The sequence below is a fragment of the Streptomyces sp. NPDC002776 genome, assembly GCF_053592195.1.
On sequence record NZ_JBSFVG010000018.1, the window covers coordinates 1 to 23,143 of the forward strand.

At 72.0% G+C, this 23,143-nt stretch carries 17 protein-coding genes and 1 pseudogene; 10 read left to right on the plus strand and 8 right to left on the minus strand.

The window, feature by feature from the left end:
- Positions 1 to 71 precede the first annotated feature (71 nt).
- Positions 72 to 1,805, plus strand: a complete 1,734-nt coding sequence (locus ACWD11_RS29055) for an ABC transporter ATP-binding protein (protein ID WP_451286517.1) — start codon at positions 72 to 74, stop codon at positions 1,803 to 1,805.
- 92 nt (positions 1,806 to 1,897) lie between these two features.
- Positions 1,898 to 5,821, plus strand: a complete 3,924-nt coding sequence (locus ACWD11_RS29060; RefSeq protein ID WP_451286519.1) for a glycoside hydrolase family 2 TIM barrel-domain containing protein — start codon at positions 1,898 to 1,900, stop codon at positions 5,819 to 5,821.
- A gap of 9 nt (positions 5,822 to 5,830) precedes the next feature.
- Here the strand turns inward: ACWD11_RS29060 and ACWD11_RS29065 are convergent, their stop codons facing one another.
- Complete coding sequence (locus ACWD11_RS29065) at positions 5,831 to 7,168, minus strand: diacylglycerol/lipid kinase family protein (RefSeq protein ID WP_389418998.1); 1,338 nt, start codon at positions 7,166 to 7,168, stop codon at positions 5,831 to 5,833.
- 177 nt (positions 7,169 to 7,345) lie between these two features.
- Here ACWD11_RS29065 and ACWD11_RS29070 point away from each other — a divergent pair, with 177 nt between their 5' ends.
- Positions 7,346 to 8,545 carry an oxygenase MpaB family protein gene (locus ACWD11_RS29070; RefSeq protein ID WP_451286521.1) on the plus strand — a complete coding sequence of 400 codons (1,200 nt, stop codon included), beginning with the start codon at positions 7,346 to 7,348 and terminating at the stop codon, positions 8,543 to 8,545.
- 67 nt (positions 8,546 to 8,612) lie between these two features.
- Here the strand turns inward: ACWD11_RS29070 and ACWD11_RS29075 are convergent, their stop codons facing one another.
- The 4 genes from ACWD11_RS29075 to ACWD11_RS29090 form a co-directional block, all read right to left on the minus strand.
- Complete coding sequence (locus ACWD11_RS29075) at positions 8,613 to 9,809, minus strand: TetR/AcrR family transcriptional regulator (protein ID WP_389418996.1); 1,197 nt, start codon at positions 9,807 to 9,809, stop codon at positions 8,613 to 8,615.
- A 110-nt stretch (positions 9,810 to 9,919) separates the two neighbouring features.
- Positions 9,920 to 11,011 (minus strand): NAD(P)-dependent alcohol dehydrogenase, encoded by a 1,092-nt coding sequence (locus ACWD11_RS29080; protein WP_451286523.1) that lies wholly within the window; start codon positions 11,009 to 11,011, stop codon positions 9,920 to 9,922.
- A complete protein-coding gene (locus tag ACWD11_RS29085; RefSeq protein WP_451286525.1) occupies positions 11,008 to 11,523 on the minus strand; it encodes a DUF4334 domain-containing protein in 516 nt (171 codons plus the stop codon). Before ACWD11_RS29085 ends, ACWD11_RS29080 begins: the two co-directional genes overlap by 4 nt.
- A gap of 43 nt (positions 11,524 to 11,566) precedes the next feature.
- Entirely contained in the window at positions 11,567 to 12,277 is a 711-nt protein-coding gene (locus ACWD11_RS29090; RefSeq protein WP_451286527.1) for a TetR/AcrR family transcriptional regulator, read from the minus strand.
- 260 nt (positions 12,278 to 12,537) lie between these two features.
- Between ACWD11_RS29090 and ACWD11_RS29095 the strand changes: the two genes are divergently transcribed.
- The 4 genes from ACWD11_RS29095 to ACWD11_RS29110 all read left to right on the plus strand — a co-directional run bounded on the left by ACWD11_RS29095 (position 12,538) and on the right by ACWD11_RS29110 (position 16,765).
- Positions 12,538 to 13,692: a CaiB/BaiF CoA transferase family protein gene (locus ACWD11_RS29095; protein ID WP_451286529.1), complete on the plus strand. Its 1,155-nt coding sequence runs from the start codon at positions 12,538 to 12,540 to the stop codon at positions 13,690 to 13,692.
- A complete protein-coding gene (locus tag ACWD11_RS29100; RefSeq protein ID WP_451286531.1) occupies positions 13,692 to 14,717 on the plus strand; it encodes an LLM class F420-dependent oxidoreductase in 1,026 nt (341 codons plus the stop codon). The genes ACWD11_RS29095 and ACWD11_RS29100 overlap by 1 nt, the downstream gene beginning before the upstream one ends.
- Positions 14,714 to 14,839 carry a hypothetical protein gene (locus tag ACWD11_RS29105; protein ID WP_389419227.1) on the plus strand — a complete coding sequence of 42 codons (126 nt, stop codon included), beginning with the start codon at positions 14,714 to 14,716 and terminating at the stop codon, positions 14,837 to 14,839. Before ACWD11_RS29100 ends, ACWD11_RS29105 begins: the two co-directional genes overlap by 4 nt.
- Before the next feature lie 93 nt (positions 14,840 to 14,932).
- A complete protein-coding gene (locus ACWD11_RS29110; RefSeq protein WP_451286533.1) occupies positions 14,933 to 16,765 on the plus strand; it encodes an AMP-dependent synthetase/ligase in 1,833 nt (610 codons plus the stop codon).
- A gap of 69 nt (positions 16,766 to 16,834) precedes the next feature.
- Here ACWD11_RS29110 and ACWD11_RS29115 read toward each other — a convergent pair whose 3' ends face one another.
- Positions 16,835 to 17,974: an acyl-CoA dehydrogenase family protein gene (locus ACWD11_RS29115; RefSeq protein WP_451286535.1), complete on the minus strand. Its 1,140-nt coding sequence runs from the start codon at positions 17,972 to 17,974 to the stop codon at positions 16,835 to 16,837.
- 126 nt (positions 17,975 to 18,100) lie between these two features.
- Here ACWD11_RS29115 and ACWD11_RS29120 point away from each other — a divergent pair, with 126 nt between their 5' ends.
- Positions 18,101 to 18,727 (plus strand): TetR/AcrR family transcriptional regulator, encoded by a 627-nt coding sequence (locus ACWD11_RS29120; RefSeq protein ID WP_451286537.1) that lies wholly within the window; start codon positions 18,101 to 18,103, stop codon positions 18,725 to 18,727.
- A 25-nt stretch (positions 18,728 to 18,752) separates the two neighbouring features.
- Here ACWD11_RS29120 and ACWD11_RS29125 read toward each other — a convergent pair whose 3' ends face one another.
- Both ACWD11_RS29125 and ACWD11_RS29130 read right to left on the minus strand, forming a co-directional pair.
- Complete coding sequence (locus ACWD11_RS29125) at positions 18,753 to 20,261, minus strand: aldehyde dehydrogenase family protein (RefSeq protein WP_451286539.1); 1,509 nt, start codon at positions 20,259 to 20,261, stop codon at positions 18,753 to 18,755.
- 638 nt (positions 20,262 to 20,899) lie between these two features.
- Positions 20,900 to 21,778, minus strand: a pseudogene (locus ACWD11_RS29130) (oxygenase MpaB family protein); the annotation flags it as partial.
- A 222-nt stretch (positions 21,779 to 22,000) separates the two neighbouring features.
- On the opposite strand from ACWD11_RS29130, the gene ACWD11_RS29135 reads away from it, so the two are divergent.
- Positions 22,001 to 22,363 (plus strand): hypothetical protein, encoded by a 363-nt coding sequence (locus tag ACWD11_RS29135; RefSeq protein ID WP_451286541.1) that lies wholly within the window; start codon positions 22,001 to 22,003, stop codon positions 22,361 to 22,363.
- Positions 22,360 to 23,019, plus strand: coding sequence for a nucleotidyl transferase AbiEii/AbiGii toxin family protein (locus tag ACWD11_RS29140; RefSeq protein ID WP_451286543.1), 660 nt, complete (start codon positions 22,360 to 22,362; stop codon positions 23,017 to 23,019). The genes ACWD11_RS29135 and ACWD11_RS29140 overlap by 4 nt, the downstream gene beginning before the upstream one ends.
- Positions 23,020 to 23,143 lie beyond the last annotated feature (124 nt).

The window sequence follows — 23,143 nt, forward strand, 5'->3', positions numbered from 1 at the left end:
GTCAACGTCCTGTGGGCTCTGATCCGTGACCGACGGTGTTACGAAGTGACACCCCCAGCGACTACGGCAGCTTGACAACAGCATTAGGAAGCGACGAGGGCGCGGTCGTACGCCTCGCCCTGCTGATCGCCCTGATCGCGGTCCTGGAGGCGGCGCTCGGGATCGTCTCCCGGCGCCTGTCGGCGACGCTCGGGGAGGGACTCATCCTCGATCTGCGCACGGCCGTCTTCGACCATGTGCAGCGGATGCCGGTCGCGTTCTTCACCCGCACCCGTACGGGAGCCCTCGTCTCCCGTCTCAACAATGACGTCATCGGCGCCCAGCGCGCCTTCAGCAACACCCTGTCCGGCGTGGTGAGCAACCTCGTCACGCTGCTGCTCACCCTCGTCGTGATGCTCACCCTGTCCTGGCAGATCACCCTGCTCGCGCTGGTGCTGCTCCCGGTGTTCGTGATCCCGGCCCGCCGCATGGGCCGCCGGATGGCCCGGATGCAGCGCGAGGCGGCCACCCTCAACGCGGCGATGGGCACCCGGATGACCGAGCGCTTCTCGGCCCCCGGCGCCACCCTCGTCAAGCTCTTCGGCCGCCCCGAGCAGGAGTCCGAGGAGTTCGCCGCCCGCGCCCGCCGCGTCGCCGACATCGGGATCCGCACCGCCACCGCCCAGTCGGCGTTCATCACGGCCCTCACCCTGGTCTCCGCCCTCGCCCTCGCCCTGGTCTACGGCCTCGGCGGCTTCTTCGCCCTGCGCGGCAGCCTCGAAGCAGGCGCCGTCGTCTCGCTGGCCCTGCTGCTGACCCGGCTGTACGCGCCGCTGACCGCCCTCGCCGGAGCGCGCGTCGAGGTGATGAGCGCCCTCGTCAGCTTCGAGCGCGTCTTCGAGGTGCTCGACCTCGAACCCCTCATCCAGGACAGCCCCGACGCCCGCGAGATCCCCGAGGGCCCGGTCTCCGTGGAGTTCAGCGACGTCCGCTTCGGCTACCCGTCCGCCGACAAGGTCTCCCTCGCCTCCCTGGAGGAGGTCGCCGCGCTCGATGCCCGCGGCGGCGCCGAGGTGCTGCGCGGCATCTCCTTCCGGGCCGAGCCGGGACAGACGATCGCGCTCGTCGGCTCCTCCGGCGCCGGCAAGTCGACGATCGCGAGCCTGCTGCCGCGGCTGTACGACGTCGACGGCGGCGCCGTACGCCTCGGCGGCGTGGACGTCCGTGAGGTGAGCGCCCGTTCGCTGCGCGAGACCCTCGGCATGGTCACCCAGGACGGCCATCTCTTCCACGACACGGTTCGCGCCAATCTGCTGCTGGCCCGCCCCGCCGCGACCGACGAGGAACTGTGGGACGCCCTGCGCCGCTCCCGCCTCGACGGCCTCGTCCGCGCCCTGCCCGACGGCTTGGACACGGTGGTCGGCGAGCGCGGCTACCGGCTCTCCGGCGGCGAGCGCCAGCGCATGACCATCGCCCGGCTGCTGCTGGCCCGGCAGCGTGTCGTCATCCTCGACGAGGCCACCGCCCACCTCGACAACACCTCCGAGGCCGCCGTCCAGGAGGCCCTCACCGAGGCACTTCAGGGCAGGACCGCGATTGTCATCGCGCACCGGCTGTCGACCGTGCGGGCGGCCGACCGGATCCTGGTGGTCGAGGACGGCCGGATCGTGGAACAGGGCACGCACGACGAGTTGCTGGCGGCGGAAGGACGTTACGCCGAGCTGTACCGGACGCAGTTCGAGCAAACAGCCGACGTCGGCCAACTCGCCGCTCAGGAACACACAAAGAACGACAACATCCTTGCTTCACTTGGGCGCGAAGCCTAAGGTGCGTTCGGTTTGCCCACAGGATCCAACAGGACCTGACGCTCCCTCAAGCTGTGCAGCGCCGCACTGTCGTCCCGAGGAAGGCCCTGGTCATGCCGCATCCCTCCGAGCCCTTCGCAGGCCGCCCGCCCCGCCCCCGGGGCGTGGCCGTCAGCCGCCGCCGACTCCTGGAGGGCGGGGCGGCCGTGCTTGGTGCGTTCGCCCTGTCCGGCACGTCATCGGCGGGGGCGCACGCGGCCGACGAGGCCGGGGCCGCGGCCGGTGCACCGGAGTGGAACGGCAACATCGGCCTCTTCCAGGTCGGCGCCGAGCCGCCGCACACCACGCTGATGCCGTACGCGGACGTCCAGCAGGCCCTGGCGGCCGACCGCACCCGCTCGCCGTACCGCCTGAGCCTCGACGGCACCTGGAAGTTCGCCTACGCCGACCGCCCCGACGACCGCGACCCCGACTTCCACCGCACCGACCTCGACGACCAGGACTGGGACACCATCCCGGTCCCCTCCGTCTGGCAGCTGCACGGCTACGACTTCCCGATCTACGTCAACATCACCTACCCGTACTGGGGTCCCAACGGCCTCGGCGAGGACCCCCAGCCGCCGAACGCCCCCACCCGCTACAACCCCGTCGGCCAGTACCGACGTACCTTCACCGTCCCCGAGGACTGGTCGGGGCGGCGGACCTTCCTGCACTTCGAGGGCGTGAAATCCGCCCACTACGTATGGATCAACGGCGAGTTGGCGGGCTACAAGGAGGACTCCTTCACCCCCGCCGAGTACGACATCACCGAGTACCTCAAGCCCGGGACCAACCGGATCGCGGTGGAGGTCTACCGCTACTCCGACGGCGACTGGCTGGAGGACCAGGACATGATCCGGCTGAGCGGCATCTTCCGCTCGGTCTACCTGTACTCGACCCCCGTCGTGCACCTGCGCGACTTCAAGCTGGACACCCCGCTCAGCGACGGCTACCGGGCAGCCGCCCTCTCGGTCACCGCGAGCGTGCGTGCCTACGCGGCCGGGGGCGCCGGACGCTACACGGTCGAGACCCAGCTGTACGACGCCGCCGGACACGCCGTCTGGACCCGCCCCCTGCACCAAGGCGCCGACGTCGACGCCGTCGGCGAGGACGTGACCGTACGGGCCGACAAGGCCGTCCCCGCGCCGCAGCTCTGGTCCGCCGAGCACCCGTACCTCTACACCGCCGTCCTCAGCCTGCGGGACCCGTCCGGCCGGGTGATCGAGACCCTGTCGCACCGTGTCGGCCTGCGCGAGTTCGCGCTGAAGGACGGCCTGATGCGGATCAACGGCAAGCCCGTCTCCCTGCGCGGCACCAACCGGCACGAGATGCACCCCGACCGCGGCATCGCCCTGAACCGGGCGGACCTGATCGAGGACATCACGCTCATCAAGCGGCTGAACATGAACTCCGTCCGCACCTCGCACTACCCCAACAACCCCGTGTGGTACGAACTCGCGGACGAATACGGCCTCTACCTGGTCGACGAGACCAACCTGGAGACCCACGGCATCAGCAGCCGGTACCCCCGCGACCACGCCGACTGGACCGTGGCGTGCGTCGACCGCGCGAAGAACATGGTCCACCGCGACAAGAACCACGCCTCCGTCGTCATCTGGTCGCTCGGCAACGAGGCGGGCGGCGGCAGCACGTTCGTCGCCATGCGCGACTGGATCAAGTCCTACGACCCCACCCGCGTCGTCCAGTACGAGGGCGACGACCGCCCGACGATCAGCGACATCCGCTCGGAGATGTACGACACCCCCGCCACCGTCGAGTCCCGGGCGAAGAACACCGGCGACACCCGGCCGTACGTCATGATCGAGTACTCCCACGCGATGGGTAACTCCAACGGCAACTTCAAGAAGTACTGGGACCTGATCCGCCGCTACCCCGTCCTCCAGGGCGGCTGGATCTGGGACTTCGCCGACCAGTCGCTGAACTGGCCCACCCCGACCCGCAAGCAGCTGACCGAGACGGGGCCGGGCGGCCTGCGCGGCGAGATCCTCGCGCCCAGCGGCACCTTCGATCGCGCCAAGGGCCTCTCCGGCGGCACCGTCTTCGCCCGCGACGCGAGCCTCGACCTCACCGGCTCGCTGACGCTGGAGGCGTGGATCACCCCGCGCGTCCTCGGCTACCACCAGCCGATCATCGCCAAGGGCGACACCCAGTACGCGCTGAAGCAGAACAACAAGAACCTGGAGTTCTTCATCCACGGCGGCGGCCAGTGGATCACCGTGACCTGGGCGCTGCCCGACGGCTGGACCGGCACCGAGCACCATGTCGCGGGCGTCTTCGACGCGGAGGCGGGCAGCCTCACCCTCTACGTCGACGGACAGGTCAGGGCCACCCGCACCACCACCCAGCGGCCCGCCCGGAACACCGCCCCCCTGGCGCTCGCCACCGACGTGGACAACCCCCACCGCGAGTTCAGCGGCACCATCCGGCGGGCCCGCGTCCACGCCCGCGCCCTGAGCGCGGGCGAACTCGGCGCCCCGGACCGCCGCGGTCCCGGTGACGAGGGGGTGCGGTTCTGGTTCGACGCGGCGACGGCCGGTTTCACCGAGAAGCGGCCGAAGGAGAAGACCTTCTTCGCGTACGGCGGCGACTGGGGCGACAACCCCAACGACTTCAACTTCGTCGCCGACGGCGTCGTCACCGCCGACCGCGGACACACCGGCAAGGCCGCCGAGGTCAAGCGGATCTACCAGGCGGTCAACGCGGCCCCCGCCTCCGGCGACCGGCTCACTCCTGGCGCCGCGGTCACCCTCACCAACGAGTACCTGTTCACGAACCTGCGGGAACTCGACGGCACCTGGGAACTCCTCGCCGACGGGAAGGTGCTCGGGCGCGGGAAGCTGACCCGCGCCCAGCTGGACGTGGCGCCGCTGTCCGCCAAGGACATCACCGTGCCGTTCACGGTGGGCGAACCGGCACCGGGCGCCGAGTACTTCCTGGAGCTGTCGTTCACCACGAAGGAGACGACGAAGTGGGCCAAGGCCGGCTTCGAGGTCGCCAGGCAGCAGCTTCCGGTCGACGCGGGCAGCCCGGCCGTGACGCCGGTGCCGCTGGACAGCGTCACGGCACTGGCCTACCAGGACGGTGCCGGCGAGGTGACCGTCACCGGCGACGGCTTCTCGGTCACCGTCGACAAGAAGAGCGGCGTCCTCACCTCGTACCGGGCCGCGGGCGCCGAACTCATCACCTCCGGCCCCGTCCCGAACTTCTGGCGGGCGCCCACCGACAACGACCGTGGCAACGGCCAGCACACCCGCAACCAGACCTGGCGGGACGCCGGCACCGGCCGCAAGGTCACGGACGTCACCGTGCGCGGGCTGCGGGACAGGGCCGTCGAGATCAAGGTCAGCGGCACCCTGCCCACGACCACGGAGTCGGCGTACACCACCACCTACACCGTCTTCGGCAACGCCGAGATCAAGGTCGACACCACCCTGCGCCCCGGCGCGGCCTCGCTGCCGTACATCCCGGAGGTCGGCAACCTGCTCTTCCTGCCCGGCCGGCTGGAGCAGCTGGACTACTTCGGCCGCGGCCCCGAGGAGAACCACTGGGACCGCAACAACGGAACCGACGTCGGCCTCTGGTCCGGCACCGTCTCCGGCCAGTGGGAGCCCTACATCCGCCCCCAGGAGAACGGCAACCGGACCGACGTCCGCTGGATCGCCCTCACCGGCCCCGACGGCACCGGGCTGCTCGTCTGCGGTGAACCCCTGCTGGAGGTCAACGCCTCGCACTTCACCCCGGAGGACCTGTCGGTCGGCGCACGTCACGACTACCAGCTGACCCCGAGGGAGGAGGTCGTGCTCCGGGTGAGCCACCGCCAGATGGGGGTGGGCGGCGACAACAGCTGGGGCGCGCACACGCACGACGAGTACAAGCTGTTCGCGAACCGCGACTACGCCTACACCTACCGGCTGCGCCCCCTGGCCGACCTCGCCGAGGCCACCCGCCTCTCGCGGCGGCCCACGGCGACGGACTGACCGGACCGGTCAGGGACGGCGGCCGGGCGCGGCCGTACGGCCGACCGTCGCGGCCAGTTTGCGCAACCGCCGCCAGTCGAGCCGGGGTTGGTGCCCGGCGAGCCCCGGCCGTTTGCGCGGCACCCGGACCGCGAGCGCGCCGGCCGCGACGCGGCAGCGGACCGGTGAGGGCAGCACCAGCGCCTCGCCGTCGAGGCCCACCTCCACCTCGGGCCCGTCGGACTCCACGACGACCTCGAGGGCGGTGTGGACGGTGAGCGCGGCCGGGGCCGGGTCGAGGACCAGCGCGGCGGCCTCCGCCGCGCTCTCCACCCGTATGGCGAGCAGGCCGAGCACTCCCGTGTCGAGCCGGTCGCGGCGTCCGAACCCGAAGGGATCGCCGGTCCGGTAGGGGTTGTTGCTCACCAGCACGGCCTGCGGGTCCTTGAGGGCGACCTCCCCCGCGAGGACGGTGAGCCGGGTCCCCTCCCGGCCGGTGAGCAGGCCGGGCAGCAGCTCCAGACTGGTGCCGAGCTTGTCGTCGCGGTACGAGGGGCTCTGCACGATCGCCGCGTAGGCGCCGAAGGAGGCGTTGTTCACGAACGGCCGGTCACCGGCGAAGCCGAGGTCCACCCGGAGCTCGACGCCGTCGGTCAGCGCGTCCAGACCGGCGGCCGGGTCGTCGCGGTCCAGGCCCAGGTCCAGCGCGAAATGGTTGCGGGTACCGGCGCTGAGCACCAGGAACGGGATGCCGTGCTCGGCGGCCACGGCCGCGACCAGTGCCTGGGTGCCGTCGCCGCCCGCGGCCCCGAGCAGATCGGCACCCTCGGCGACGGCGGCCCGGGCCAGCGCGGTCACGTCCTGCGGCCGCTCGGGATCGAGGACGACGACCCGGGCGCCGAGCCGTTCGGCCCGCTCCCGCAGGCCGTACCGGACGACCTTCCCGCCGCCGGAGCGCGGGTTCATGATCAGGAACGGCCGCTTCGGCGGCGGGCACCGGCGCTCCTTGACCCGGTAGTCGCCGGCGCCGCGCAGCGCGTACCGGCCGCACCAGACGGCGACGCCCCAGAGCAGTATCGACAGGGGCAGCGCCCAGAAGACGGTGGCGGCGAACAGGGTGATGACGAACGCGGGAACGGCCAGGGCCACCAGCGCGGCCACCCATCGCACCGGCCCCCGCAGACTCACCGTCCACCACACGGCGGCCGCGGTGACGACCAGCCCGACCGCGCCGCCCAGGAGCAGCAGCAGGCCCCCGAGGCGGCCGTACCAGAGCGGCACGGCCACAGCGAGTCCGGCCGCAGCCAGTGCTGCTCTGGCGGCCCACCGCTGCGTGCGATAGGCACGTCCGCTCACGTCGTCGATCATGCGGCCATCGTAGGGACGCGCCTTCGGCCACCACCATTGCCGACGGCAACGTACCTCGCTATGTTAATCGAAAATCACACGTGTGCGTCGGGATCCCAGCACGCCCTGGATCACACAAATGGCAAGTCTGCGAGCGTACCTGGAACCATCTGGCCCTTGAGGGAAGCAGGTAAGTCAATGGAAAACCTCAGCAGGCGAAAGGCTCTGTCGCTCGGGGTGGCACTCGGTCTGGTGGGTGTGGCGCACCCCGTGCAGGCGTGGGCGTCGACCGGCTCGGCGACCGGCGCCGCCGCGGGCACCGGTCCCGAGTGGATCTGGGACGACGCGGCGGACCCCCTGATGGCCTCGATGCTCACGAACGGACACGTGCCGGCGATCAACACCGCGTGGGCGTCGTGGGTGAACAACAACGACCCGCTGCCCAGCGGCCTGCCGGCCGAATTCGCCGCCTACCTGCGGCAGGTCAACCGGCTGCCCTCATGGGCCGACCCCGTCAAGCTCGCCCGTGCCGCCGACTTCAACCGGCGCCGGGACACCTACCTCTTCATGCTGTACGGGCTCGGCAGCGGCATCATGAGCACCGTCATCCCGCGCGAGGCCAAGAGCGTCTACTGGTCCGCGGGCGGTGCCGACATGCAGGACCGCGCGGCCAAGACGTTCACGTTCGGCTACGACCTGTCCGAGCTGGGGGCCTTCACGCCGACGGGACAGTTCGTGGTCACCGCGAACAAGACGCGTGTGGTGCACGCCGCGGTGCGTCACCTGCTGCCGCAGTCGCCGCACTGGCGGGCGGTGGCCGACGAGACCATCCCGATCAGCGCCGCCGACATCCTGGTCACCTTCCACAGCCTGGGCACCTACGTCTACCGCAAGCTGGTCGACTGGAAGATCCCGTTCCCGGCCGCGGACCGGGAGGCGTTCCTGCACTCGTGGCAGGTCGCCGTCCACCTGCTCGGTGTACCGGACGAGCACATCCCGCGGACCTGGGCGGAGGCCGAGGCGCAGTCGGCGCGGGTGCTCACCCCGATCCTCAGCCCGTCGACCGAGGGCATCGAGCTGGCCGAGGAGCTCCTGGGCCTGACCGCACAGATCGACCTCGGCGTCACCCGGGGGTTCCTGAACGAGTTCGTGCGCTATGTCCTCAGTGACGAGGTCGGCGACTGGCTGGGACTGAAGCGCGACTACGCGGCGGCGGCCCTGGTCCGCACCGGATGGCCGGCGTTCATCCTGTTCCGGGAAGGGCTGTCGCCCGTCATGCCCGGCACCTTCTACCTGTTCGACCAGTTCGTGCGCGCCCTGGCCATGCTGTTCCTCAACAAGGGCTCCTCCGGGGCCACCACCCCCATCACCATCCCGACCGGAAACAGGGCGGCCTGAGCCGCCGGTCCGCCCCACCTGTACCCGCCCCGCGACAGCCGGACCGGGGCGGGGCAGGGGGGCTGCCTCAAAGACCCAGTGCGCCCACGACCAGCGCGGTCACGGCCTCACGATGGTCAGGGCTGTCCTGCCACCGCAGCCTGCGCCCCGCCTCGACGACCACGCCGAATCCCGCGTGCACCAGCACCCTGGCCTGGCGCGGGTCCAGCTCCGGCCGGGCCAGCCGCAACTGCTGCTCCCAGACGGCGATGTGCTCCCGTTGCGCCAGGACCACCGGCCGCCGCAGGTCGTCCGGCAAGCCGGCGAGCTCGGCCTCGGCGACGCTGTTCAGCTCGGTGTACTCGAAGCTGTAGGCCACGTACGTCGCGGCCAGCGCCACGAGGGCGTCGTGCGGGTCGGTCACCCCCTGCAGACTCCGCTCCACCCCCTGTGCCAGCAGTCCCGCCGCCTGCAGGCATGCCGCCGCCAGGATGTCGATCTTGCCGGGGTAGTGGCGGTAGAGCGCGGACGGGGTCAGCCCCACCACCTCCGCGATCCGTCCGTTGGTGACGTTCGCGAAGCCGTCCCGGGCGAACAGCGGGATGGCGGCCGCGAGGATCTCCGCCCGTCGGGTGCGCGCCACCGGCCGGGCGGGCAGCTCCACCGGGTGCGCGCCCGGCCCGCCCGCCACCGGATCGGTCGCGGCCACCCTGAGGGCGGACGCCAGCAGCAGGTCCTCGGCCCGGCGTTGGGCGATGGAGATGTGGTGCATGGTGATGGACCCGATCGCGCCGAGGGCCGCCATGGCCCGCAGGCGCTCGTCGGGCAGGGGGTGTTCGCGCCGTACCGCCGCGTCGACCCGCTCGACGAGATGGGCGAACTTCACTCCGAGACGCCGGCGGTCCTCGCCGTCGAGGTACCTGGCCTCCCATCGGTACACGCCGCCCGACGCGCGATGAGCCACGGTGACCCGGGTGAGCGCGGCGAGCACATCCCTCAGGGCCGCCCCGGAGGGCACCTCGTCGAGCGCCGTGACCAGCCGGTCGACCATGACGTGGGCGCACTCGGCGAACAGCGCGTACTTGTTCGGGAAGTGCCGGTACAGAGCGGCCGCGGTGATGCCCACCCCGGCGGCGACCTCTTCCATGGACGCCTTGTGGTAGCCGCGCTCGCTGAAGACCCGCCCGGCCGCGTCGACGATGAGCTGCCTGCGGTTGCGAGGCCGCGTGGCCGCGGCCGGATCGGCGGTCGCGGCCGAACGGGCGGACGGGGAGGCGGGGGCCATGCGGATCAGTCAATCACAGGCCGTCAGAAGCGGGCCGTGGGCGGTTCGGCGGGGGACACGCCGTCCGGCAGCGCCGTTCCCGGTGCCGGAGTGGCCGGTCAGCAGAAGGTTCAGCCGAAGGTGAGGACCGGCTTGACGACGGTGCCGTCCCGCATGCCGGTCACGGCCGCGCCGATGTCCTCGAACGGGAACGTGGTGACCAGCTTGTCGACCGGCAGCAGACCCCGCCCGTGCAGGGCGATCAGCTCGGGGACGAAGCGGCCGGGGTCGGAGTCCCCCTCGATCACACCGTGGACGCGGATGCCCTTGGCGAGCAGGCCCATCACGTCGAACGTCACCTCACCGCCCATGCCGAGAAGGGCGAGGTCGCCGCGCGGGCGCAGCGCCCCGACGGCCCGGCGGGCCATCTCCGGACGGCCGGTGGTCTCGACGACGTGGTGGGCGCCCCCGCCGGTGAGGTCACGCAGCGCCCCCACCAGACCGTCCCCGGGGGCCAGCGCCGCCGTGGCACCGAGTGCGGTGGCCAGGGCGCGGCGGGAGGCGACCGGGTCGACGGCCACCACCGGGTCGCAGCCCGCGACCACCGCGGCCATCAGCGCGCTCAGCCCGACCCCGCCCGCGCCCAGGACGACCAGCGAGGAGCCCGGTTCGGGGCGCAGGCGGTTGAGCACGGTGCCCGCGCCCGTCTGGACGCTGCACCCCAGCGGCGCGGCGACCGCGGCGGGCAGGCCGGAGTCCACCTTGACCACACCGCGTTCGTGCACGACGGCATGCGTGGCGAAGCTGGACTGGCCGAAGAAACCGGCGTGCAGCGGTCTGGCGTCGAGGGAGAGCGGAGTGGTGCCGTCGGCGCGGCCACCGGAGAAGTTCAGCGCCCGCGCGGCGTGGCAGTAGGCCGGGTGCCCCGTCACGCACTGCTCGCAGGCGCCGCAGCTGGCGAAGGTGAGGCAGACCCGGTCTCCGGGGGCGAGGCCGGTCACCTCCGCGCCCACCGCCTCGATCCGTCCGGCTCCCTCGTGGCCGAAGACCATGGGGGTGAGCTGCCGTGGCCAGGTGTCCCGCATCCTCAGGTCGGTGTGGCAGATGCCGACGGCGGTCATCGCCACCAGCACCTCACGTGGTCGCGGGTCGTCAAGTTCTGCTTCCCGCACGGTGAACGGCGCACCGGGCGCCTCGGTGACCGCGGCCCGAACGCGTCTCACACGCCCTCTTCGGAGCCCGCGCCGCCGTGCGGGGCGCCGGGGGCGGCGACGCGTTCGAGGAAGAAGTAGTAGAAGGGACCCTCCGCGGGGATCCCCTTGCCGTTCATGACCCCCATCAAGGTGGTGTCGTCGACCCACTTGAAGTGGTCCAGGACCGGCCGGCCGTCATAGATCATGGTGGCCGTCGTCTCGCCCCGGAACTCCACGGTCCACAGGCTCGCCTCGCCCTGGCCGAGCTCCTGGTCGGAATACAGCTGACCCGAAGCGTCCCGGCAGATCAGCGGCTTGACGTCGTGCACGGTGGTGAACGTCTTGCCGTACCAGCCGGCCTTCACCAGCATGCCGTTGAGGGGATGCCCGGTGTCGAACTCACCGCCCCGCCACTCGCCGAGCATGTCCTCGGGGCGGACGGTGGCCAACGCCGCCCAGATGTCGTCCAGTTCGGCGGGATCGACCAGGTCGTTCCGCTCCCTTAGCTCCTGGAACCGGGCGCGGGCCTCGATCGCGTCCATGCGGGGTGTCCTCTCGTCGGAGCGTCACCCTGGAAGGGGGACGTCAGGATGGGGCCGGGGTGTGTGCGGCGGCACCCCGGAGCGCGGAGCGCCGCGGATGCGGCAGCGGAGGGTGACCGGTGACCGCGCCGGGGTGGCCGACGGTGCCGAGGCTCAGCAGCACGTGGCGCTCGGCGACCTCCTCCGCCGTGAGCGGGCCGTCCGCCCGGAACCAGTTGGCGACCCCCTGGCACATCACGAGCACCGAACGCACCGCGTCGGCCGGGATCGGCGTGGTGAACACGCCCTGGGCGTGGCCGGTCTCGACCGTGTCCAGCAGCATGTGCTCCAGATAGTCGCGCAGGGCGACGTAGCGCGCCCGGTTCTCGGGCTCCAGGCTGCGGATCTCCGTGTCCAGGAAGGCCAGTTGCTGACGGTGGGCCATGTACAGCACGATCGACTCGACCATGCCGCAAAAGCGCGCCAGCGGATCGTCCCCGGCCTCCCCGGCCGCGGCCCGGCAGCGGTCCAGGACGTCCTTGATGGACGTCTCCAGCAGCGTGGCCAGCAGCGCCTGCTTGTTCTCGTAGTGGTAGTACAGCGCGGGCACGGTGACGCCGACCCGTCCGGCGATGTCGCGGACCGAAGTGCCGTGGTAGCCGTGCTCGTTGAAGGCCTCCATGGCGCGCATCAGGATCGGGTGCAGGTCCAGGGGCGCGTAGGAGCGCCAGTGCTCCGCCGGTGGGGTGGAGTCCTGGCTCGGCGCGGTGTTCAACGGCTCTCCTCGGGACGGGCGGCGACCGGCGACATCGTACGACCGTGAGTTCGACGCCCCTCCTTCCACCTGCTTAGCGATCGATCAGCCAGGGGTGGCATCCGCGGTCGTTCCGAGGCAACTTTCCCGGCCCATGCCCACAAAAACAAGTCCGGCACGGGTAGTTGACCGACCGGCACGGCACTTCTACGTTTTAGCGAACGCTCAGTAAGTCTCCGGCTGGAGGGCGGTGAGCCCGCCCCGCCCCGAGAAGGGAACCCATGAGCCGGCACTCCACCGACCGACCCGGCCGCGAGGTGACGGGCCCGCTGGACGGCGTGCGCGTGGTCGAGCCGGCGGGCATCGGCCCCGGTCCGTTCGCCGCGATGGTGCTGGCGGATCTGGGCGCGAACGTGGTGCGGGTGGACCGCCCCGGCGCCTCGCCGCTCGGCGGGGACCCCGCCCACGACGTGACCAACCGCAACAAGCGCTCCGTGGTGATCGACCTCAAGTCATCCGAAGGGCCCCGCGCGGTACAGGCGTTGGCCGCGCGCGCCGACATCCTCGTGGAGGGCGACCGCCCCGGTGTCGCCGAGCGGCTCGGGGTCGGCCCCGAGGAGTGCCTGGCCGTCATCCTCGCGCTGGTCTACGGCCGGATGTACGGCTGGGGCAGGCGCGGACCTCTCGCCTCCCTCGCCGGACACGACATCGGCTGCATCGCCACCGCCGGCGCCCTGTCCATGATCGGCACCCCGGACGGCCAACCCGTCCCTCCGGTGAACCTGCTCGGCGACTACGCGGGCGGCTCCCTCCATCTGACCACCGGCGTCCTCGCCGCGCTGCTCACCGCCCGCGCCACCGGCCGCGGCCAGGTGGTGGACGCCGCGATCGTGGACGGCACCGCACACCTCACCACCATGTTCTGGGGCATGCTCGCCGAGGGCATCTGGCGGGACGCCCGCGGCCGCACCCTGCTCGACGGCGGCTGCCCCTACTACGGCGTCCACGAGACCGCCGACGCCGGCTGGATGGCGGTCGGCGCTCTGGAACCACAGTTCCACGCGGTCTTCGTCTCCCTGCTGGGCCTGGACACCGAGGACCTCCCGGACCGCGCCGACCCGCACAACCGGCCCGCCCTGCGCGCCGAGTTCACCGCCCGGTTCAAGATGGCCACCCGGACCGAGTGGACCGCGGCCCTCGAAGGCACCGACGCCTGCGTCGCCCCCGTGCTCTCGCTGCACGAGGCGGCCGGCCACCGGCGCCTGGCCGGCCGCGGCACCTGCACCGAGGCCTACGGCAGCACCCAGCCCGCCCCCGCCCCCCGCTTCTCCGCCACCCCCGGCACCCTCCGGCTCCCGCCGGCCGTGCCCGGCGCGCACACCCCCGACGTGGCCCGCGACCGGGACGTGCCCGAACTCCTGAAGGACCACCGCTGATGGAACTGTCCACACCCCTGACGTACGCCGCTGAACCACGGGCCGCCGCGGACCGGGCAGCCCTCCTGGAGTCCGCCGGTCTGGATGCCGTCTGGGTCGCCGAGGCCTACGGCTTCGACTCCCCGACGATCCTCGGCTACCTCGCCGCGAAGACCGAGCGGATGCGGATCGGCTCGGCCATCCTCAACGTCTACTCCCGCACCCCCGCGCTGATCGCCCAGACCGCCGCCGGCCTCGACGCCCTCACCGGCGGCCGCGCCCTCCTCGGCGTCGGCGCCTCCGGACCCCAGGTCGTCGAGGGCTGGCACGGCCGCCGGTACGACCGCCCCCTGGGCCGCACCCGCGAGGTGATCGAGCTGTCCCGGCGGATCTGGCGGCGCGAGGTCATCGAGCACCACGGCATCACCGACCTGCCCCTGCCACCCGAGCGGGGAGGCACCCTCGGCAAACCGCTGAAGCTGCTCAACCACCCGGTCCGCGACACGATCCCCGTCTACGTCGCGGCGCTGGGCCCGGCCAACGTCCGGATGACCGCCGAGATCGCCGACGGCTGGCTGCCCTTCCTCTACGTCCCCGAACACGCCGACAAGGTCTGGGGCAACGCCCTGACCGAGGGCACCGCCAGGCGCGACCCCGCGCTCGGCCCGCTGTCGGTCGTGGCGGGCGGCCCGCTGGCCATCGGCGACGACGCCGAGGCCGCGCGCGACCTGATGCGCCCCACCGTCGCCCTCTACGTCGGCGGCATGGGCGCGCCCGGCCGCAACTTCTACTTCGACCTGGTCTGCGCCTACGGCTACGAGGCCGCCGCGGCGGCTGTCCAGGAGCACTACCTCGCGGGCCGCAAGAAGGACGCGGAAGCCGCCGTACCGGCCGAACTCCTGGAGCGGCTGTGCCTGGCCGGCCCCGAGGGCTACGTCCGCGACCGCGTCGAGGTCTTCCGCGCGGCGGGCGTGACCATGCTCAACGTCACCCCCGTCGGACCCGATCCCGCCCGGCTGATCGAACGCGTGAGGAGCTGGCTGTGACCGTGCGGCGGATCCGCAGGACGCCCATCGTGGTCAACGACTCCCGCGGCTTCCTCACTTCCCGCGTCATCGGCCCCTTCCTGCGCGAGACCGGGCGGGGCGACACGATCACCGACTCCTGATCCGCCCGCCCGGCCCTACGGGGCCCGCCCGCAAGGGCTTCCCCCCGCCCCGGTCTCCCCAGCAGTTCCCTCTCCGACCTCAAGGAGGCCCCGATGACATCGGCCCCCCGCATCACCGGTGACCTGCCGGACGACCCGGCCGACCGGACCCTGCCGCAGTTGCTGGCCCGGAACGCACGGGAGTACCCCCAGCTCCCCGCCCTTTCCTGGCAGCCGCCGGACTCGGACGGCGAGTGGACGACGTATCGCTGGGCGGAGGTCGACGAGCACACCCGGTGCCTCGCCGCCGGCTACCGGGCCCTGGGGGTGGGCCGCGGCGACCACGTGCTGATGATGATGTCCAACCGGCCCGAACACTGGCTGTCCGACCTGGCGTTGGTCCGCCTCGGCGCGATCCCGGTCAGCGTCTACGGCACCGCCGCCCCCGAGCAGATCCAGCACATCGCCCGCAACTGCCGTGCCCGCCTCGCCGTCGTGGAAGGAGCGGCCCAGGCGGCGGTGTGGGAGCCGCTGCTGTCCGACGGCGAAACCCCGCTGGAGCGACTGGTGGTGGCCGAGCCGGGTGCCGAGAACGGTCACACCGCGTACGCGGACCTGCTCCGCGAGCCGGTGCCGCAGGGGTTCGCCGCGGAACTGGACGCCGCCCGCCCCGAGGATCCCCTGACCGTCGTCTACACCTCGGGCACCACCGGCGAGCCCAAGGGCGTCGTCCTCACCCACCGCGTGGTGATGGCCAACGCCCTCGCGCTGGACGCCGTGGTGGAGCTGCCCCCGCACGCCGAGCACATCTGCTATCTCCCCTTCGCCCACATCGCCGAGCGGATGCTCGGCATCTACCTGCCCTGCCACCGCGCCTCGCACGTCTACCTCTGCGCCGACCCGACGCGCGTGGGTGAGGTGGTGCGCAAGGTGCGTCCCAGGCAGTTCTTCGGCGTACCGCGGATCTGGGAGAAACTGTCCGCCGCCGTGCGGGCCGTCCTCTCGCTGATGCCGGCCGACCAACTGGCCGTCATAGAGCGGGCGTTCGAGGTCGCCCGGGAGCACGTCGGGTACCGCGAACGCGGAGAGGAGCCGCCCGCCGAGCTGGAGGAGCGCTACCTGCGCGCCCGCAAGGACGTCCTGCTGCCCATGCTGGCCGCGGGCGGTCTGGACCGGGTGACCTGGACGGCCAGCGCGTCGGCGCCGATGTCGGCCGAAGTGGTGCGGTTCTGGGCCGGGTTCGGCATCGTCATCATGGACGCCTGGGGGCTGACCGAGACCACCGGCGTGGCCACCAGCAACAGCCCGAAGACGGGCTTCCGGCTCGGCTCGGTGGGACGGCCGGTGGAGAGCGTGGAGATCCGCGTCGCCGAGGACGGCGAGATCCTGGTGCGGGGCCCGTCCGTCTTCTCCGGCTACCTCCAGCCGGACGGCTCGGCGCGGTCCGCCCTGGACGCCGACGGCTGGCTGGCCACCGGTGACATCGGCCGCATCGATGCGGACGGCTACCTCTGGCTCACCGACCGGAAGAAGGAGATGATCATCACCTCCACCGGCAAGAACGTCTCACCGGCTCTGGTGGAGAACGCTCTCAAGGAACACCCGCTGATCGGCCAGGCCATGGTGCACGGCGACAACCGCTCCTACCTCGTCGCCCTGTTGGTGCTCGACGCGGAGGCCGCCCCCGCCTGGGCCGCGGCCCACGGCGTCGAGGCGGAGGGGGGCCTGGCCGGGCTGGTGCGACACCCCGCCGTGCGGGCCGAGGTGGACCGTGCGGTGGCCGCCGCCAACACCCGGCTCAACCGCACCGAGCAGGTCAAGCGGTACGAGCTGCTGGCCGAGGAGTGGGGTCCGGCGAGCGGCGAGCTGACGCCGTCGCTGAAGATGCGGCGGCGGATCATCCGGGACAAGTACGCCGACGAACTGTCCGCGCTCTACAAGGACTGACCCCGGGACGTCGTCCCACGGCGACCGCCCACCCCGTCCGGGGGCGGGCGGCCGCCGTGCCGGGACGGCTCACAGGCCGTAGGTCTTGCCGATGACGTCCCGCTGGATCTCGCTGGTCCCGCCGTAGACCGTGGAGACGACCGCGGCGCGCAGGTGGCGCTCCATGTCGAACTCCGTGGTGTAGCCATAGCCGCCCATCATCTGCATGCCCTCCAGGGCGGTCCGCTTGGCGATCTCGGTGGCCTTCAGCTTCGCCATGGACGCCTCGCGCGGGAACAGCCTCTCTGGCCGCGCGTCGCAGTCCAGGGCCACCTCGCGCACCAGCAGCCGTACGCACTCGATCTCGGTGGCGAGATCGGCGACCCGGTGCCGGAGCGCCTGGAAGGAGCCGACGGGCCGGCCGAACTGCTCGCGTTCACCGATGTAGGAGACGGCGTCGTCGAAGGCGCGGCGTGCCAGGCCCAGCATGTTCGCGGCGAGGAAGAGCCGTTCGTGGTTCAGGCCGGCCATCAACTGCCGCCAGCCGTGGTCCACTTGGCCGACGACGGCGTCCGCGGGCAGCCGCACGCCGGTGAGGAAGACGTCGTTGACCTCCCGGCCGCGCATGGTCTCGATGCCCCGCACCTCCACGCCCGGGGTGTCGGCGGGCAGATGGAACATGGTGAGACCGCCGTGCTTGTCCTCGCCGGTACGGGCCACCAACAGGATGCTCCGCGCGCAGTGCGCGTTGGAGATCCAGGTCTTCTGACCGTCGATCACCCAGGTGCCGTCCTTCTCCCGCCGGGCCCGGCAGCGCAGCGCGCCGACGTCCGACCCGGCCCCTGGCTCCGACATGGCGATGGCGAGGACGTCCCCGCGTACGGCGCCGGGCAGCACCTCCTGCCGCTGCCGCTCGGTGCCGAACCGCTCGTACACCTTCGCGGTGATGACGGTGGTGATGAACCCCCCGCACGGGACCATCCCGTACGAGGTCTCCTCCAGGAAGAGGCAGGCGTCGGCCACCCCGCCGCCGGAGCCCCCGTACTCCTCGGGCAGGCACACCCCGAGCCAGCCCAGGTCGGCGAGCCTGTCGTACAGCCCGGGGTGGTGGGCCTCGCGGCCGCCGCCGGTCAGCGCGTCGCGCTGTTCCCGGGTGCCGCACTCGCGCTTGGCGAAATCGCGCACGGCCGCGGCGAAGGCGGCTTGTTCCTCGGTGAGTCGACTGCCCATCAGGTCCTCCGGGATCCGGCGCCGGTCGGCGGCTCGGTCAGATCGGGCACGCAGCGATGTTACAGAGATACGATAGTTGTTTCATAGGAGCTGAGGGAGTCGTTCGCCGGTATCGTGAGGAGCACCATGAGAACTGACACGAACGACTCGTGGCTCGCGCGGGCCCTCGCCCAGCCAGAGCCGGAGGACCGCACGGCGCAGCGGATCCTCGACGCAGCACTGGAGCAGTTCACCCTTCTCGGTCTGCGCCGCTCCTCCGTGGACGACGTCGCGAAGCGGGCCGGCGTCTCCCGGGTCACCGTGTACCGGCGCTTCCAGACCAAGGACAAGCTGGTCGAGGAGACCCTGCTGCGCGAGCTCAGCCGGTTCTTCCAGCGTCTCGACGCCGCGGTGGCCGCGCTGCCGACCATGAGGGAACGGGTCGTCGAGGGCTTCGTGGTCGCCCTGCGCCACACGCGCGCCCATCCCCTCTTCGGCGGCCTGCTGCGCCTCGAACCCGAGCTGGTGCTGCCCTATCTGACCGTGCAGGGCAGCTCCTCGCTCTCCGCCACCGTCGAGTACCTGACGGTCCATCTGCGCCGGGCGCAACAGGTCGAGGGCCGCCCCGACGAGGACCCGCGCCCGGTCGCCGAGCTGATGGTGCGGGTGGCCGTGTCCTTCCTGCTCAACCCCGCCAGCTGCATCGAGATGGAGGACGAGGGCCAGGCCCGGGCTTTCGCCCGCCGCTACCTGGCCCCGCTGCTGGACGCCTGAGCGGCCGGCCGCGAGGGCCCGCCGTTCAGCGGCGCCGGTGCAGGGCCCGTGCCAGCCGCACCGCGCGCTCCCGTGTGGCGGCCGGGACGGCGAAGGTGGTCAGCGCGATCGGCGGGGTGAACCGCTGCACGGTCGTCGACTGCACGGAGGTGAAGGCGCGCAGCCCCTCTTCGCCGTGGATCCGCCCGAAGCCGGAGTCCTGCGCACCCCCGAACGGCAGCGCCGGTACGGCGGCGAAGCCGAGCACCGAGTTCACCGACACCGCCCCGGCGCGCAGGCGCGCGGCGATCGCGGCACCGGCGCGTCTGTCGCGGCAGAACACCGCGGCGCCCAAGGCGTAACGCGAGGCGTTGGCGCGGGCCACCGCCTCGTCCACGTCGGCCACCGGGTTGATCGCCACGACCGGCCCGAAGGTCTCCTCCGTCATCGCCGCCGCGTCCTCCGGTACGTCGGTCAGCACGACCGGCGCGACGTACGGAGCGCGCACCGACTCCGGTCCGCCCAGCAGGGCCCGGCCCCCCGCCGAGAGCGCGCTGGTCACATGCCGCTCCACGACGGCGGCCTGGCCCGGGAGCGTCATCGGGCCGTAGGAAGCGTCCGCCTCGGCACCAGGGCGGACCGCCCCGGCCCGCTCGACCACCCGCTCGCACAGAGCCGCGTGGATCTCCCGCACCGCGTAGACCCGCTCCACCCCCGCACAGGTCTGGCCCGCGTTGCTCAGCGCGCCCCACACGATCGCGTCGGCGGCCGCGTCCAGGTCCGCGTCCGCGGTGACGATCACCGCGTCCTTCCCGCCGCACTCGGCGAGGAACGGCGTCAGCGTCCGCGCGCACACCGCCATCACCTTGCGGGCCGTCCCCGGCGAACCGGTGAACGCCAGCTTGTCGACCCCGGACCGGGCCAGGGCGTCCCCGGTGGGCGCGGCGCCGGTGACGGTGGAGAGCAGCCCGGCATGCCCGGGCACGGCGGCGTCGAAGAGCTCGGCCAGCAGGACCCCGGTGCCCGGGGTCAGTTCGGACGGCTTGAAGACCACGGCGTTGCCCGCGGCCAGGGCGTAACCGATGGAGCCCATGGGGGTGTACAGCGGGTAGTTCCAGGGGCCGATCACGCCGACCACGCCCAGCGGCCGGTACACCAGCGAGGCCCGCTGGTGCGCGGCGAACACTCCGGTACTCACCTTCCGCCGACGCAGTACCCGCCCGGCGTGGCGTGCGGCCCAGCCCAGGTGCTCCAGCGTGAGGACGACCTCCAGCGCGGCGTCACCGGGCGGCTTGCCGGTCTCCTCGGCGATGGTGCGGGCCACGGTGTCCAGGTCGGTGGCGAGGGCCTTCTTCCAGCGCAGCAACTGCTCACGCCGCCGGGACGCGGGGAGCGCCGCCCACCCGGCCTGGGCGCTCCGGGCCCGCGACACGGCCCGGGACACCTCTTCCGGCCCGTGCACCGGGTGCTCGGCGAGCGGCTTGCCGGTGGCGGGGGAGTGGGTGACGAAGGTGGCGAGGGGTGGTGCGGCGGCGGCCGGGGTGGTGTCGGTCATCGACTCTCCTGACGGGAGGCATGCGGGGCGGACGGCTGCGCCGCGGGAGTGGAGGGCTGTGCCGCGGGGGTGTAGGGCTGGGCCGCGGGGGTGGAGGGCTGCGCTGCGGGGGTGGAGGGCTGCGCTGCGGGGGTGGAGGGCTGCGCTGCTTGGGCGGAGGGCTGCGCTGCTTGGGCGGAGGGCTCCGCTGCTTGGGCGGAGGGCTCCGCTGCGGGCTTCTGCGCCGGGGCGGGGGCTCCTTTCCCGGGGTTCGGTGGCTGGGTGGAGGGCCCGTCCGTCGGTTTCTGCGCCGGGGTGGGGGCTCGGTCCATGGGGTTCTGTGCCGGGGTGGAGGGCTTTTCCGTGGGGGCTTGCGCCTGTGCGGAGGGGCGGTCCGTCGGTGCTTGTGCCGGGGTGGAGGCTCGACCTCTGGGGTTCTGCGCCGGGACGGAGGTTTCTCCTGGCGGGGTTTGCACCTGGGTGGAGGGCCCGTCCGTCGGTTTCTGTGCCGGGGTGGAGGGACGGTCCGTCGGTGTTTGCCCCGGAGTGGAGGCTCCTTCCCCCGGTTTCTGCGCCGGGGCGGAGGGCCGGTCCGTCCGTGTTTGCGCCGGGGCGCAGGGCCCGTCCGCCGATCGCTCCCCCTTGGCGGAGGCCCCTTCCGCCGGGGTCTCGTCCTGGTGCGGGGTCTGCGGGCGGGAGTGTGCCCAGTGCGGGCCGAGATCGTCCAGGGTCCAGCCGAACGGGTACGTGCGCGCCTTGGGCTTGCGTGGGAACCACTCGGGCCGTGCGGGCAGCAGCCGGATCACCGCGGCCCGGCTGCGGAACGCACGGTGGACCGCGACCCGCAGCCAGCGCGGTTCCGGCGCAAAGCCGAGGGCTTTCAGCAGCGGTTCGTCCAGGACGGCGAGCGGGACCCGGGAGGCCAGCCGCCGCACCGGGGCCGGGTACCAGGAGGCCAGGACCCGCAGGGTGGCCGCGGCGACCCTGCGGTTGGCCGGGTGGTAGGAGAACATCTCCCGCTCGTAGTCGTCGTGGAGCCGCTCGAACTCGGCATAGGTGCCGGGGACGCCGGAGATGCCCATCATCTCGCCCATCCGCCGGCCCATCAGCGCCAGACTCTCGGTCTCCTGCTCGCACAGGCGCCGCCAGCCGAACCGGTCGATCCACCGCTTCGGCCCCACCACGGTGGTGGCCAGGACGTAGAGGAAGTCCTCGTTGGGAATGGGGTAGCGCCCGTGGATGCGATTCAGATGGCGGGCGGCTGCCCGCCCGTGCTCCGAGTCCGTCCCCTCACGGACCATCTCGTACGTGATCAGCACCGTGTCGTCGTAGCGCTTCTGGCCGGACCGCTCGAACTCCTGTGTGCGGTCCAGGAGTCGGGATATGCGCGGGACGCCGTAGTCGCGCAGGAACGCGATCGACGTCCCGTGGAGATAGTCGCGGGGGAACTCGTAGTGGATGATCCACCGGTAGATCTGCTCGAAGTCCTGCTGCGGATCCAGCTGCCGGATCCGGCGGAGCCGGCTGTAGCGGCCCATGGGCGAGCCCTCCCGGGGGAATCACGGCCACCCATTCCGTAGGGAGCGCCCCCTGTGAGTCGATGATACTGAAACTATTGAGTTGTTTCATCTGGCGTCAATACTGCGGACGCGACAACTGCCGGTGGAGGAAAGGCCGTTGTACGCCGTGGCGAGGAGTCGGGCGCCCAGGCATACGGCAGAGGAGTCCCGCAGCTGCCTCGCACCAGCGATACTGGATGCATGGATGCGACGACCACCGCCGCCCGCGCCGAGGTGCTGCGGGACCGCTACCGCAGTCGGCTGCCCGAGCGACTGCATGAGCTGGTCGGCCCGGTCGAAGGCACCGTCGACCTGCCGCTCCACATCGTCTGGTCCGGACGGACGAGCTACAGTCTCGACCGCCCGAAGTCCCGCATGACGCTCTACCGGACCGTCCTCGCCGAGGGCCTCCGCGAGGATCTGGCAGCCTTCCTCCATCACCGGTTGCTGGCAGAGCAGTGGCCCGTGCTGCGACGCCTGGTCAGCCCTTACATCCGCGAGGTCTGGGAGCAGTCCTTCCCGGAGCTGCCGCGCACGGCACCGACCGATGTGACCACCGCGTGAAGCTCACCGCGCTTCACGAACGTCTGCTTGCCGACATTCTCGACGTCGGCTCCCCCTATCCTCTGGTCCTCACCGGTGGCTACGCCGTACAGGCCCATGGTCTGGTCGAACGCTTCAGCCGCGACCTCGACGTCGCCACCGAAAACCCCGCCTCGATGGACGAGATCGTCGCGTCCCTCGCCACCGGCCTCGTCGCGCGCGGATGGCGGACGACGCATGTCCAGACCGACCCGCTCAGCGGCCGGTTCCTCGTCACCGATCCGGACACCGGCGAGGAGTGTGAGGTCGATGTCCTCAAGGAGGCGTTCTGGGCGCCCCCGGCCCAGACCCCCTACGGCCCCGTCCTCTCCCTCGACGACGTGATCGGCACCAAAGTCCGCGCCCTTGCCGACCGAGGCACCGTCCGCGACCTCATCGACGTCCAGGCCGCATCCCGTATCCGGTCCACCGCCGAGCTGGAAACCCTCGGCCGCCGCCGGGCTCACGACGAGTTCGACCTCGAGGACCTCCGCGACCGGCTCATCGGTGCGGACTGGTACGAGGACGAGGACTACGCCGCGTACGGGCTCACCTCCCGGCAGATCGGAGAGCTCAAGACGTGGGCGCTGGAATGGGCGGAGGATCTGGGTGCGCGGATCCATGACGAGAATGCCTGACGCCGCCGCACTGTAAGCACGGCAAGGGCACCTTGCCGTCAGGCGCCCCTTCACTCACCCCACCTCGAGCGTCTCGGCAAGCAGCTCCCGGTTGCGGTCCTTCTCGAGCAGGGACAGCGGATGT